The sequence below is a fragment of the Acinetobacter larvae genome, from assembly GCF_001704115.1.
Taxonomy (GTDB): Bacteria; Pseudomonadota; Gammaproteobacteria; order Pseudomonadales; family Moraxellaceae; genus Acinetobacter; species Acinetobacter larvae.
The window spans coordinates 1,827,526-1,841,842 of sequence record NZ_CP016895.1; the positions used below are offsets into that span (position 1 = coordinate 1,827,526).

The window sequence follows — 14,317 nt, forward strand, 5'->3', positions numbered from 1 at the left end:
AACGCTTTTTAGCAGCATTTGAAACAGAAAATATACAGAGCTGATTTTTATGTAGCCTCAATTCCCTGATTTTAATTTTAATATTTTTTTGATTTACAAGAGATTTATTAAAAAGTATAGGCAGATGTTTGATTTATGGTGTTACATAAAAAGCTTAGAACAATTCTATTATTCAAATGATAATTCTTATCATTCATCTAGATGATAGCGCTATATTTTTTTGTGATGTTTACCGTTAAACCACAAGCTATAGCCGGAATATTGCATGACTTTGATGCGCCTTGAATAGGCGTCTATTTTATTATCTCTGTTGGCTATGATTTAGCATTTATTGAGATGGTGATGCATATTCCAGCTGCTATCAGGTCTATATTTTTTGATGATGTTCTTTTTGATTTTTTGATCCGCTTTGGAAATCTTATGCGTATATTTAAGCTTTGCCCTATGGCTGTCGCACTTTTAGTCGCAACTTCGACTTTTGCCCAGCAACAAAATGCTTCATTAGAATCAATCATGCAATTACCAACCATTGTTGTTTCTGCTTCAGGTTATGAACAAGATATTAAAAAAGCTCCCGCCAGTATTACTGTTATTACTGCAGAGGATTTACAGAAAAAAGGTGCCACCAATATTGCTGATGTTTTAACAGATGTGCCTGGTGTCGATGTCCGAAATGGTCAAGGTAAAACAGGTGGTTTAAATATTCAAATGCGTGGTTTAAATCAGGCATACACCTTGATCTTAATTGATGGTCAGCGTCAAAATACCTCGGGTGATATTTCACCCAATGGTTTTGGTGAGTATTCCACCAGTTTTATGCCACCAATGTCCGCAATTGAGCGCATTGAGGTAATTCGTGGACCAATGTCGACTTTATATGGTTCAGATGCCATGGGCGGTGTTATTAATATTATTACCAAAAAAGTTAGCGATGAATGGCATGGCGGTTTAAGTGCAGAACATACTTTTCAAGAAAATAGCGCAATTGGTAATAGTGCAAAAACCAGTGCGGTCATCAGCGGTCCATTATTAAAAGATCGTTTAGGGGTGCAATTACGGGGTGATTTTTATCATCGCGATCAGTCTGATCGTTTGGTTACACCGACCAAGGATATTACTATTGGTTCACAAGGACGAGATCCACGCAATGTTGAAGCGGATAATTTTAGCCTAGGCTCCAAGCTCAATTATAAAATTAACGACGATTATAATGCTTGGGTCGATTATGATTATGCTCAGCAACGCTATGATAACCGTGATGGTCGCTTAGGTGAGTTATATGAATATAAACGTACTGGCGGTATTGCCAATATTGGCTCTTATGCAGATGAATTAAAATTTTTACGTCATCGTATTTCTACAGGTTTAGATGCAGATCTAGCATGGGGGCAATGGAAAACATTTGCTTCACAAGTTAAATCAGAACAAAAAGGGCGTCGTTTACCGATTGGTCAAGCTGCCGATTTTAATTATTACTCAGATGGCTCTCAAGCACGGCAACTGGAAACCAAAGATATTACCTTAGACAGCCGTCTAATTATGCCATTAGCACAACATAAACTGACGGTCGGTACAGAATATAAAAACAACCAAACCATCGATGGCGCTGCAGGACAGGGACAAAAATTTAAACAACATTCTTGGTCAGTTTTTGCTGAAGATGAATGGAGTTTATTAGATAATTTAGCATTTACCTTTGGTGGTCGTTATGAGCATCATAGTGCTTTTGGTGGGCATTTTACCCCTCGAGCCTATCTGGTTTGGAATGCACATGACTATGTTACCTTAAAAGGTGGTGTCAGCACTGGATATAAAGTACCAACAGCCAACGATTTACATGATGGGATTAATGGTTTTACTGCACAAGGTCGTTCCGTGATTTTAGGCAATAAAGATTTAAAACCAGAAAAAACCACCAACTATGAGTTGGCAATGGTATTTGATAACTTAACGAATTTTAGTTTAACCACGACCGGTTTCTATACGCAATTTAAAGACATTATTGTGAGTAATGCCAATATTGTGGAAAACTGTTTGTGGGCGGACCGTCCAGCAGGACAAGCGGCGGCAAGCAATTGTATGAGAGTCGGGAACTTTGATTATCAACAAAACTTTGGTTTTAAAGGCAATGCCGATAAAGCGAAAAGCTACGGGGTAGAATTCAGTGCGCGTTATGAGATTAGCCCGCAATTTAATGTCAAAGCGAATTATACATGGATGGAATCCGAAATTACTTCTGGTAAAAGCAAAGGGCAAGCCATTGAGAATACCCCTAAACATGCAGCCAATTTAACCGGCACATGGTTGGTCAATGATCAATTCTCTACCTGGTTGGAAACAGAATATAAAGCAAAACGTTTACGTTTTACCGATCCAAACAGTAGTGTCGATACTATTCGTGAAGCAGATGTCACCCATAACCAATTAAAAGCTTATGCTTTACTGAATTTAGGTGCTGCTTATAAAGTGAATTCACAAGTGACCTTATCGGCACGGGTAAATAATTTGCTCAATAAAGATTTTGGTGACTATAAAACTTTTCAAAATAGCCGCGGTGAAAGCGTGAATGCGTTTTTATATCAAAAGACTGGACGATCAACAGAAGGAACCTATATCCCAGACCGCAATTATTGGTTAGCGCTAAGTTATAACTTCTAAAGCATTCTTGCTCTGATACGCTTATTTTTATAGCTCAGTGTGTATTCCTGCTTTTGTACTGAGTATATTGAGTAGCTTAAGCACATATTCAAAAGAGGCTGTCATATGATAGCCTCTTTTGCGTTATACGCTTTCCCTTTCGGGGTATTTAAGCGATTTCGGTTTAGAGGTGCAGACATCTATCTCAATTGTATTGATCTACGCTGCTTAATTTGTGTGAGTTGCTGTAATACCGCAACCATGCTGTCAATTTCCTCTGTCGTATTATAAAAAGCCAAAGAGGGTCGTACCGTTTGTTCAACACCAAAACGCCGTAAAATTGGTTGAGCACAATGATGTCCAGATCGTACAGCGATTCCATGTTGATTGAGAGCCTGCCCAACTTGTTCAGTACTAAAGCCATCCAGTGTAAAGGACAAGACACTTGCTTTCTGTTTTGCCGTACCAATAGGGCGTAGTCCTGCTACACTCCGCAGTGCATATTGACCATATTGCAATAAATCATGCTCATAACGTGCAATATTGTCTATTCCAATCGCCTCGACATACTCTAAGGCAGCGCCTAAGCCAACAGCATCGGCGATATTGCCTGTGCCTGCTTCAAATTTATTGGGGGCGGGCTGATAAATCACCTGCTCAAAGGTGACATCTTGAATCATATTCCCGCCACCTTCCCATACCGGCATACTGTCTAATAATTCTGCTTTGGCATACACCACACCGATGCCCGTAGGTGCAAAGACTTTATGCCCAGAAAAGACAAAAAAATCGGCATCCAGTGCTTGTACATTGGTAGGTAAATGAGAGACTGACTGTGCGCCGTCTACCAATACTCGAACACCGTTGGCATGGGCCAATTGAATCACCTCGGCAATTGGGGTAATTGTACCGAGTGCATTCGATACTTGGGTTATTGCAATCAGTTTGGTCCGTTTATTAATGAGCTGTGCCAGTGCTGACACCATAATTTGCCCATCATCATCCACAGGGATGATACGTAATTTTGCACCAGTTTTTTGACTCAATTGATACCACGGCACAATATTGGCATGGTGCTCAAGATGGGAAAGAATAATTTCATCACCTGCCGCAATGTTCTGTTCTCCCCAGCTTTTGGCGATTAAATTGATCCCTTCCGTGGTTCCGCGTACAAAGATAATGTCCCGAACCGACGGCGCACCAATAAAACGTGCAACGACTTGGCGTGCATGTTCATAAGCATCTGTAGCCCGTGCAGCAAGCTCATGCGCTGCGCGATGAATATTGGAATTTTCATATTGATAAAAATGAGCAATACGATCAATCACCACTTGCGGTTTATGGGTGGTCGCAGCATTATCTAGCCAGATTAAGGGATGACCATGTACCCGTTGCTGTAAAATTGGAAAATCACGACGGATCGCCTGTACATCAAATGATCGCAGCCCATCGCCAGAGCGCTGCAAGGGTGTTGCTAACGGATCAATAGATGTCTTGTGATGGGCTACATCCACATGAGCATGATCTAAAAAATAGAATTGTTGCTCCTGTTGCTGTGGTCGATTCAAAGGATTGGCATAGCCTGCTGTTTGAGGCAGTGTGGTAGCATCTGTTGCAGAAGGCTGTTGTTGAGCCGTGTGCTGAACTGCTGTATTTGCTGCCGTTGCTGTGCTTTGATCAGTTTGTGCAAAGTTTAAAAAATAAAAAGGCGCATCATGACTTGGCTTGGCGTCATTTAAATCGAGTTGTGGAATCGCATGGCTATGCGCACCAATCGAGGTAAAATGAGGCTCTAGCGGAGGGCGGGGTAAATTTGCCCCCCCAATAATCGGTGCAGATGCAATCGCTCGTCGTTCTGGGTTATCAGGATAAAGTGGAATTTGCGTGGGATATTCCTGATTTAAACTTTTTTGATAAGCAATATTGGGGGCGCGTCCACTCAAAGCACTGAGCGGTTCCGCTGCTTGTGGTGGATGCGGGGGTGGGGTGATATTCGCTGCATCTACGTTTAGCTCCGAATGTTGTCCAGTAGTGGAGGTTGTATTGAGGGGCGACTGTTCTGCAAACAATGCAGTGGCGAGTCGCGCCAAAGTTGCTTCGTCAGGCAGATGTGCTGGCGGGCTAAATGCCGCCAGATCTGATGTATCCTGTTTTAGCTGAGAATTATTTGTATATAACTGGGTAGTCATGATATTTGTCCACCTCCACATCATCTAAAACAGCCAAAGCATCTTCTGTTAATACCGCCAAAGAGCAATACAATGAAATGAGGTATGAGGCAATTGCATTACGGTTGATACCCATAAAACGTACAGATAACCCAGGAGATTGCTCTCCAGCTAAGCCCGGCTGAAAGAGCCCAACAATGCCTTGACGTTTTTCACCGACTCTCAATAATAAAATTTTACTTTTGCCATCTTCTACTGCGATTTTATTGGATGGAATCAGTGGAATACCACGCCAAGTGATAAATTGTGAGCCAAATAAACTAACTGTTGGTGGCGGTACACCACGGCGCGTACATTCACGTCCAAAAGCCGCAATTGCATCAGGGTGTGCCAGAAAAAAACCAGGTTCTTTCCAAACTTTACGGAGTAAATCATCTAAATCGTCTGGTGTCGGTGGACCATTTAAAGTTGCAATACGTTGTTCATCTGCAACACTTGCCAATAAACCATATTCGGGATTATTAATCAGTTCGCTTTCTTGACGTTCTTTAATGGTTTCAATCGTGAGCCGTAATTGTTCTTTGATTTGATCATGCGGGCTACTATATAAGTCGGCAACACGGGTATGTATATCTAAAATGGTTGAGACACCATTCAAAAAGTACTCACGTGCCTGTGGGTCATAGTCAACAAAGGTTTGTGGTAAGCTGGCTTGGTCTCGTTGAGTACAGGCAACTTGAATGTCTTCCGTATTATTAACGCGGTTAACACGATAAATACCAGCTTCTACGGGCACCCATTGTAAGAAATGCGTCAACCAACGGGGGCTAATGGTTGCCAGTTGTGGTGCAGTTTTGCTGGCATTGGCCAGCTGGCGCGCAGCATGATCGCCTAAAGCCAATTGCGATTTATCAATCGAGGTATTCGTCATGAAGGATTATTCCTGTTATCTAGTCATTTTTGTGCAAATAAGTCTAATTTTAAAAAATCATTTTAAACCTTGTACTTATCAGGAATAGACTAAGCTGCTTCGTCACATGATAAAAATATGAATACCTTATAAGCTATTGAAATAAATATAATAATATTTTTAATGATATAGAATGCTGTATTGTGAATTTCTGTTTTATAGCCCAAGGGCTGCATCCGATTTGTAATAACCATATTTGTAATAATCATATTTGTAATCGTCATAAATGCTCATCGTGCTGTAAGGCTGGTGCTCATGGAGTACAACATGCGCAGCACCACCATGTTGTCATGGATGAGTGCATGAGATGTCATCACTCATCCTGATGATCAAAATTATCAAGTGGATATCATTACTACAGCAAAAGCTTTAATACGAAAATTTTAGGTTTAAAAAATAGGTGGTAAGTCTTGGATCAGCATAGCGGCTAATATAAGTCTGCCCACGGGATAAGTCTTTTTCGTAGCTTTTAAAGATATTATTGACGCCAAGCGTAATTTCAGGATGTCCATAACGTGCAGCAATATTGGCCGGTACTTTGTATCGGGCAAAAACATCATGAAATATTTGATGCTCTACTTTATTACTACCTTGCAGTTGAATGACTTCAGAATCTTCAGCACCTGCAAGACGGTAGGCGCCAACAAATTGGCTATTCCATCCAAAGCCCCAGTTGTCTGTGGCTTGTAAGTAAGCTGAGAAATTAGCTCGATTTTTTACTGGACCGCCAGTTGGAATATTCACTTTTTCTTCAAAATCTGCTCCCGGTTTGGCTTGTTGCTTATAGCTGTGTACCCATGTGTAATTGGCATTCAAAGATAGATCACCGAGAGAGGTGGTTAAGAAGTAAGATAAGTTGGTGTCAATACCGCTGGTTTTAAGACTCCCCGCATTTAAAACTGAAGCATCGATTTCAGTAATATTGCCAGCGCTGTCATATTGAATACGATCAGGGAAATATTTGGCCAATAAATCATTATCTGGCGTAATAATATTATTGTCTTTCTCGATTTTATAATAATCGATAGACATCCGTAAATTAGGGATAAAACTTGGTGTTAATATAATCCCGGCATTGATGGTTTCAGAGCTTTCAGGTTCAAGGTTGGGATTTCCGCCAGATTTTTTAATGACATTTTGATAAATATTGCCATTCACGACTTGATCACTCGGATCGGCAATACTTGGTGCATTTAACTGGCTAACCGATGGGGAAACGAAGCCTTCACCGTAGGAACCACGCAGCATAATAGTGTCGTTAGGTTTAAATCTAAAACCAATGGTTGGCGTTGTCGCATCGAAACTGGCGCCATTGCTTTTAATATCAAATTTTTCATAACGACCAGCAAGTTGCACTTCCAGTAACTTTGCAAAAGGAAGCTGCATTTGAGGTGAAATGAACGGCACATTGAGTTCAGAATAAAAACTCGTGGTATTTTGTTCACCCTTGGTAATTGTCGCAGGTACGCTATGTTCTGCATGACCTTTGGTTTTGAGTTCACGATATTCTAGCCCACTGGCGAGATTAATTTTGTCTGCATACCAGTTGGCAATGCTTCCTGATGAACGTAATGAATAATCATAGAGTTGTTGTGTACTCATAATTACAATTACAAAATAAATATTCAGAGATTCCGCTGCAATTAGCATTGCCAGTGATGGGCAAATTACAACATGTACAAGCACAAGCCGCCAAAAAATATCTTTGGTTGTTGGCGTTTATACCAGTGATAACGGCTTTATTTTTTGCGAATGAACAACAACAATGGTTGGCAGATTATCGCAGCCCTGTGGGTGAGCGTAAAACGATCGTATTACCAGATGGTGGCAAGATTATTTTAAATAGTCGTAGTGCCATTGATGTGCAGTATTCTGCACAGCAACGCCGTATTATTTTACGTAAAGGTGAAATATGGATAGAAACCCAGCCAGATCCATTAAAACGTCCCTTTATGGTCTATACCCCACAAGGTGTTGCACAAGCATTGGGCACCAAATACTGGGTTAAAAAAGAGCCCAAAGATGTTTATGTTGGCGTGGTTCAAGGTGCGGTTAAAATTACGACACAGCAAAGTCAACAACAACAGCTGATTGGTTTAAATCAGCAAAGTCGCTTTAATCAAAATCATGTACAGCAACCAGTACCGTTGGATCAAAAGCATATTACTTGGGTCTCGGGCTTTATTACCGTAGACGCCGTCGCGTTAAAAGATTTTATGAACCAATTAAAACCTTATCAAAATTGTGTGTTGCGTATAGATCCGAAGGTGGCACAGATTAAGATTTCGGGATCTTATCCAATTGATGATTTAGACAAGACCTACAAAATGATTGCAAAAACCTATGGCTTAGAGATTGATGAGTATATGGGTGGTTATTTTAAATATATTCAAAAAAAATAACCTGAGGGCATAGAGATTGCACGAGATCATGAAATGGAATCATCGCTATTTTGAGGGATGTCGGTCTTTGTTATGTTAATTCACGCCGTTTTTCTCTCGCATGACAAAGCATTATTCCAATCTATGCGCTATTTATTGATTTGTGTATTGGGGTGCATGGTCAATGTGCCGGTCCACGCAAAACAGAACTTAGGCACTCGTCCAGCGGCATATTATGAGATTCCAGCAGGGCGGTTGAGTCAGGCATTGGCTAATTTTGCGATGCAAAATGGCATTGCATTGTCTTTTGATACAACATTAACCGAGAACTTAATGACCACGGGTCTAAAAGGGCATTATGGTGTGCAAGAGGGCTTTGATCAACTCTTGCTCGGAACATCTTTACAATTGGTGGCCGATGGTGATGGAACATGGAGTATTCAAAAACAGTTCGCCTCAAATCCAGTATCAGATGCTATACAAACTGCCAGCCCCGTTGTATTAGAGCCTATTTATTTAAAAGCAGATACGCCGCGCACAACTAAAAATGAAAATACGCAAAAAGCAGAACAGAATAATCTAGATCTCGTTCATTCAATCAATGATATACAACCTTATAAAATTATTGATCGAGCTGCCATCGGGCAAAGTGCCGCGAGTAGCGTAAATGAACTGCTGCAAAAGGTATTATTGAGTAATCACGCCACACAAAATTGGAATGGTCGCGGTTTTATGGGCAATACCACGCAAGTAAATTTACGTGGCTTAGGTACACAATATACCTTGATCTTAGTGAATGGTCGACGCGCTGCGGGTACCGGTTATCGTGGCTCATCAGAAAGTACCGATCAACAAAATATCAATAATATTCCTTTGGCTGCGATTGAGCGCATAGAAATTTTACCCACAACTGCTGCAGCAATTTATGGTGGTTCAGCAATTGGCGGTGTTATTAATGTGGTATTACGCAAGCAATATATTGGGAATGAATTAAGCTTAAGTTATGAAAATAGCTTTGATAGTGATAGTGCTGTAAAAACCATAAATTTTATGAAAGGTATGCTGTTGCAAAGCAGTCAAACCAGTATTTTAATTACAGGACAAAAAACATTAGCCAATGAAATGCTCAATGGTGATAGAGCATTTCAAGCACAGCAGCGAGCGCAGATCTTAGCCAATGACTCCGGTCAAATATATACTGCTGGTGGACACTATAATCCACCAGCAGGATCGTTGGTCAATATCAAGACCCAAGATGGATCGGCACTACTACCACAGTATAGTGATGCCTCATTTGCCTATTTACCACAAGGCTATGCCGGCTATGCTCAGGATGGTTTTGAACCATTAAAAGACAGCTTAGGGAAATATAACCTTGAAGCCTATGACGGTTTGTCAGCTTATAGCCGTGATGCTACTTTATTGGCTGGTAATCGTAGTGAATCCTTGGCAATTCATCTGTTGCAACCGATTCAGCAAAAACTCGATTATTTTTTAGATGTATCTTATGACCACTCGACAGTGCAGACAGCGAGGGCGACTTATGATCGCTTAGGTATTATAACTTTAGATGCTAATGCTAAGAATAATCCATTTGGCAAAACAATTTTAATTTCCTATCCCATTCGTTGGCAAGATGCACCACAGCGATATCGGAATATTCAAAATAAAAACAAAAAAATAATTACAGGTTTTTTATATCGCCCCAGTGAGAATTGGCGTATTGATCTAGAATACATGTGGTCATCTGCACATATTGATATGGCTCATCCACGCTTATTAAGTGACAAATTTGCCGATGATTATAATGCTGGGGTGATTGATTTTTTACGTGACACCACAACATTTCAGACGATGATTGGCAATTATTGGAAAGTTTCTAGTACCTATACCGATGAAGTATTACAAAGTTATTTATTACGCAGTACTGGATCTTTTAATCGATGGTACGCTGGTAAAATTAACGCCGTTTGGGGAGTGGAGTATCAAACTATTCATAGTCAAGGAATTCCTGAATATAGCGAACAACCCGTATTTCATCAGCAAAAGCAGAATGTACAGAGTATTTATACAGAATGGAATGTACCTTTACTCTCAGAACAAAAACAGCTGCCTGGGTTTAAAAGCTTAGTCTTACAATTGGCAGCACGTTATGAAAAAATCAACATTGAAAAACGTGCAGTGAACTTTGATGCCACTTTGCCGACGATGGGTTTGAAATGGATTCCGCATGATGACTTTATATTTAGAGGCTCTTATAGTCTGGCTTATAATCATCCGACTTTATCACAACGTGCTGAAAGCATTTCGAGTACTCGACCGATTTATATTACCAATCCAGCAAATGGAGAAAGTATCTCGACCTATGTCAATTCAGGTGGAAATCCTGATTTAAAATCAGAAAAAATTAAAAATATAAATATTGGCTTTGTTTATATACCAAAGCGGTTTCCAGATATTAGGTGGTCTATAGACTATTATAAAATTCAAAAAAATAATAGTATCACCACGCTCAGTGCACAAGACATATTTAACAATGCCCATGCACTCACTGAGCTTATCGAGCAAGATGAAAAAAACAATATAACAAGAATGAATACCACACCATTTAATGCGCTGGATTTAACTACATCTACTTTAGACGTAGCTTTTTCTATGTATTTGGCAGATATTTTAAGTGGTTTAAACATTGCTGTAGATTATAGCCATATGTATAACTATAAATTGCGTGTCGATTTAAATAAGCATTCAATCGAGAATATTGATGTACGCGATACACAAAACTCTAAAAATCGTTTGGCTGCATCGGCTATATTACATTTAACAGATCAATGGTCTTTGGGTTGGGGAATGCAATATTATGGTCAATATAAAATTCCAACCGGCAATCAAACAGCAATCGCTGCGCAGGGGAATGATCGGGTCGCCAGTCAGATTTTCCATGATATTTTTATTCGCTATCAAATGCCCAAACAGCCTAAACACACTGGCGCTAGCTTGAGTATCGGGATTAAAAATTTATTTAATCAGTATGCAGTCGATATGTCACAAGACTATATCAGTGCCTATGCAGATCCCAGATTACAACAGTATTATTTAAATCTTAAATTTTCTTTTTAATACAAATTAATTAAAAACAACAACTTACTTAAAAATATCGCATATTTTGCATTTTTTTCTCATATGCATGAGCGAGTTTTTGATTTCAACTGGCATAGATAGTGAAAAGATTTTTTCTTTGCGATAGCGATGTGCATCATTACAGCCAAGCTGTAGTGATGTTATGAAGCCAATCATGGCTTTATTGTCTGCAAGATCCCCATGCCGATAATTATTGATGATTCGTCATTGATGATTCGTTATTGATTATGCAGGAAGGATTTTGCTGAGATAAAGCAGTACGGATGTGTAAATTAATAAGCTTAGTCTGTTGTTGTAAGCGGGCTAGCATGTTTTGTGAAATGTGGTGATTTGACTTTTATGGATATTCATGAGGATGTAATTCAACAGTTACGGCAAAGTGGATTAAGGGCGACTTATTCTAGAACTCATATTTTAAAAGCATTACTCAATGCCAAACAGGAGGTCTCGGCAGATCATTTATATCGAGATTTTGCAATTGCAAATAATGATATAAGTTTGACCTCCATTTATAAAACTTTATCTGAGTTAGAGTCTAAGAAACTTATTCGTTGTATTACATTGGGACGCAATAAAAGTTTTTATAAAATTAATAATGATTTCTTTTATTGCAAGATTATTTCCAATAAAGACTCGGAAATCATATCTTTGGATAAAACAGTCGTAAATAAAAGTCTAAAACAGTTTATTGCTGATTTAGGCTTGGACATAGAGGTAGAAAGTATTGAGTTAGTAATTTATAAGAAATAAATTAGGTTTAATTTTTAAAAGCCCATAATTTATTCACATTCGTAAAATAAAATATCCGCAAATTATTGTCTGTATTTTTTGTGGAGTATTTAAAATGATTTCTTTTAATATAAATGAAATTCAGGCGTTATTCAATAAAAAGCCCTATTATTTAAGCTATCGATTAAAAATATTCTATCGTTTTATATTGGCATTGGTGGGTGGTTATCTATTGGCATCATTCAGTGCCATGTTTATTAGTCTAGCATTTTCTCAACATCCAGCCAGTGCAGTAATGAGTGCCACGATGTTGGCATTTATTATTCACTGTGCTGTTTTTATTTGGACCTTTATGGTCAATTCCACATTAAAAGCAAGTCTTGGCGTCATAATTCCAATCATTATGGCTTACCTGATTTATATATATTTAAAAGGATAATGCCCTATGAGAGTTGATGCAAAGAAGGAAGGACCACGCCAGTCGATGTCATGGTTACATACATGGATGAGTTTATTATTGGGCTGGTTATTATATGCCATTTTTTTAACAGGAACTTTAAGTTTTTTCCAAAATGAAATTACCATTTGGATGAAACCAGAATTACATCAGTCTTTGACCTATCAAAGCCAGCAACAACAATTGGCAACAGCACTGCATCGATTACAAGAAAACTCACCACATGCCGCAGGCTGGAGTATTAATTTACCGACAGCACGACAAACCACAACCAGCATTTCTGTTCAACAAGCGGATGAGCAACAAGGACAACGTGGTGGTGGCGGTCGTCGCGGTGGTCAAAACTATGACACGGTAACAGGGGAAGAAATAAAAGCGCGTGATACCCGTGGTGGTGGTTTTTTATATCGTTTTCATTTTGAGCTATACGGTATGGAACGGAATACCGCACGTTGGCTGGTTGGACTCGCTACTTTATTTATGTTTGTTGCTATTATTAGCGGAATTATTACCCATAAAAAAATCTTTAAGGATTTCTTTACCTTTAGACCCGGCAAAGGTCAACGTTCTTGGTTAGATGCACATAATGCCACCGCCGTATTTGCCTTACCCTTTCATCTGATGATCACCTTTAGTGGTTTATTATTATTGATGTTTACTATTATGCCTTGGGGGGTAGATCAGGTTTTCGAAGGCGGACGGCGAGAGTTCTTACAAGCACAAAATTCAAATACTGTCACACCTGACCGGCAACAAAACCGTGATACAGGCGCAGCAAGACAATCGCTAAACCGTGATGAAGGGAGGATGGCACGTTCGACTGCAGCAGGAGAGGGTGCAACAGGACGCGAAGGTCATGCTGGCAATCCAGCTTTTGCGCATACTGAAGGTCAACGCATGGGAGGTCCTACCAAGCGTGATGGTCAAACTATGCATGCTGAGCAATTAGATACTAAATCGGCTGCACCAGTGCCAATGGCAGATATCATTGCCATGCTGAGCTACGCTCAACAGCAATGGGCAGGCAAAAATGTGGTTTCGAGTGTCATTGTGACCGCACCCAATAGTGCCAATGCGCAAGTCGAAATTCGTGCGGTTGCTTCTGAGAGTTTGGTACAGCGAGACCAAACACCGAGTTTTAAATTTAATGCGGTCTCTGGTGCCTTAATTGCAACGGACCAAAAGAATAGTCCAAGTACTGTGCCTGCTGCTATTTATAATTTAACGACCTGGTTACACCAAGCACGTGGGGTGAGTTTAGCTTTACGTTGGTTATTGTTCTTATCTGGTATTTTGGGAACCTTAATGATTGCAACGGGCTTAGTGCTGTGGGTAGTGAAACGACAAGTTGATGTGCAAAAACGCGGTTATAAACCTTGGGGGCATCGCTTGGTTGAAATACTCAATGTTAGCAGTATTGTTGGTTTACCCATCGCCTGTGCAGTTTATTTTTGGGCTAACCGCGTTATTCCAGCCCAGATGGAAGGACGCAGTGAATGGGAAATAAAATGCTTTTTTATTGCGTGGTGTCTAAGCTTAATTCATGCTGCAATACGTCCACATCGCCAAGCATGGTTAGAACAACTGGCATTGGCTAGCGTATTATTTTTATTGATTCCGATTTTAAACCCACTGACAGGTGGTCGGGGATTGTGGGGGAGTCTCTATTATGGGCAATGGGTGGTCGCGAATTTTGATTTGGCCTGTGTATTACTTGGCTTAGTGTTGCTCTATGCATTCTATAAATTAAAGCGGTACCCCAAAACGCCAATTCGTGCCAAAAAAGTAACCAGCAAAACTCAAGCAGCAAGCACCACAACAGGAGACTTATAAT

At 39.9% G+C, this 14,317-nt stretch carries 9 protein-coding genes; 6 read left to right on the forward strand and 3 right to left on the reverse strand.

What is annotated here, in order from left to right:
- The first annotated feature begins 420 nt into the window (after positions 1-420).
- Positions 421-2,658, forward strand: a complete 2,238-nt coding sequence (locus BFG52_RS08375) for a TonB-dependent receptor domain-containing protein (protein WP_067559332.1) — start codon at positions 421-423, stop codon at positions 2,656-2,658.
- 179 nt (positions 2,659-2,837) lie between these two features.
- Here the strand turns inward: BFG52_RS08375 and BFG52_RS08380 are convergent, their stop codons facing one another.
- The 3 genes from BFG52_RS08380 to BFG52_RS08390 all read right to left on the reverse strand — a co-directional run bounded on the left by BFG52_RS08380 (position 2,838) and on the right by BFG52_RS08390 (position 7,377).
- Positions 2,838-4,826 carry a family 2A encapsulin nanocompartment cargo protein cysteine desulfurase gene (locus BFG52_RS08380; protein ID WP_067554660.1) on the reverse strand — a complete coding sequence of 663 codons (1,989 nt, stop codon included), beginning with the start codon at positions 4,824-4,826 and terminating at the stop codon, positions 2,838-2,840.
- Positions 4,801-5,736 carry a family 2A encapsulin nanocompartment shell protein gene (locus tag BFG52_RS08385; RefSeq protein ID WP_067554663.1) on the reverse strand — a complete coding sequence of 312 codons (936 nt, stop codon included), beginning with the start codon at positions 5,734-5,736 and terminating at the stop codon, positions 4,801-4,803. The genes BFG52_RS08380 and BFG52_RS08385 overlap by 26 nt, the downstream gene beginning before the upstream one ends.
- A 408-nt stretch (positions 5,737-6,144) precedes the next feature.
- Positions 6,145-7,377, reverse strand: coding sequence for a TonB-dependent receptor domain-containing protein (locus tag BFG52_RS08390; protein ID WP_157758087.1), 1,233 nt, complete (start codon positions 7,375-7,377; stop codon positions 6,145-6,147).
- A gap of 56 nt (positions 7,378-7,433) precedes the next feature.
- On the opposite strand from BFG52_RS08390, the gene BFG52_RS08395 reads away from it, so the two are divergent.
- The 5 genes from BFG52_RS08395 to BFG52_RS08415 all read left to right on the forward strand — a co-directional run bounded on the left by BFG52_RS08395 (position 7,434) and on the right by BFG52_RS08415 (position 14,316).
- Positions 7,434-8,177: a FecR family protein gene (locus tag BFG52_RS08395; protein WP_067554670.1), complete on the forward strand. Its 744-nt coding sequence runs from the start codon at positions 7,434-7,436 to the stop codon at positions 8,175-8,177.
- Between the two features lie 72 nt (positions 8,178-8,249).
- Complete coding sequence (locus BFG52_RS08400; RefSeq protein ID WP_067554674.1) at positions 8,250-11,276, forward strand: TonB-dependent receptor; 3,027 nt, start codon at positions 8,250-8,252, stop codon at positions 11,274-11,276.
- A gap of 360 nt (positions 11,277-11,636) precedes the next feature.
- Complete coding sequence (locus tag BFG52_RS08405) at positions 11,637-12,047, forward strand: Fur family transcriptional regulator (RefSeq protein ID WP_157758088.1); 411 nt, start codon at positions 11,637-11,639, stop codon at positions 12,045-12,047.
- Between the two features lie 94 nt (positions 12,048-12,141).
- Entirely contained in the window at positions 12,142-12,465 is a 324-nt protein-coding gene (locus tag BFG52_RS08410) for a hypothetical protein (protein WP_067554680.1), read from the forward strand.
- 6 nt (positions 12,466-12,471) lie between these two features.
- A complete protein-coding gene (locus BFG52_RS08415; RefSeq protein ID WP_067554682.1) occupies positions 12,472-14,316 on the forward strand; it encodes a PepSY-associated TM helix domain-containing protein in 1,845 nt (614 codons plus the stop codon).
- Position 14,317: the final 1 nt, after the last annotated feature.

Excerpts from the sequence above, each read along its gene's own strand:
- BFG52_RS08375 (WP_067559332.1), top strand. The coding sequence starts at position 421 with ATGCGTATATTTAAGCTTTGCCCTATGGCTGTCGCACTTTTAGTCGCA.
- BFG52_RS08380 (WP_067554660.1), bottom strand. The coding sequence starts at position 4,826 with ATGACTACCCAGTTATATACAAATAATTCTCAGCTAAAACAGGATACA.
- BFG52_RS08385 (WP_067554663.1), bottom strand. The coding sequence starts at position 5,736 with ATGACGAATACCTCGATTGATAAATCGCAATTGGCTTTAGGCGATCAT.
- BFG52_RS08390 (WP_157758087.1), bottom strand. The coding sequence starts at position 7,377 with ATGAGTACACAACAACTCTATGATTATTCATTACGTTCATCAGGAAGC.
- BFG52_RS08395 (WP_067554670.1), top strand. The coding sequence starts at position 7,434 with ATGGGCAAATTACAACATGTACAAGCACAAGCCGCCAAAAAATATCTT.
- BFG52_RS08400 (WP_067554674.1), top strand. The coding sequence starts at position 8,250 with ATGTTAATTCACGCCGTTTTTCTCTCGCATGACAAAGCATTATTCCAA.
- BFG52_RS08405 (WP_157758088.1), top strand. The coding sequence starts at position 11,637 with ATGGATATTCATGAGGATGTAATTCAACAGTTACGGCAAAGTGGATTA.
- BFG52_RS08410 (WP_067554680.1), top strand. The coding sequence starts at position 12,142 with ATGATTTCTTTTAATATAAATGAAATTCAGGCGTTATTCAATAAAAAG.
- BFG52_RS08415 (WP_067554682.1), top strand. The coding sequence starts at position 12,472 with ATGAGAGTTGATGCAAAGAAGGAAGGACCACGCCAGTCGATGTCATGG.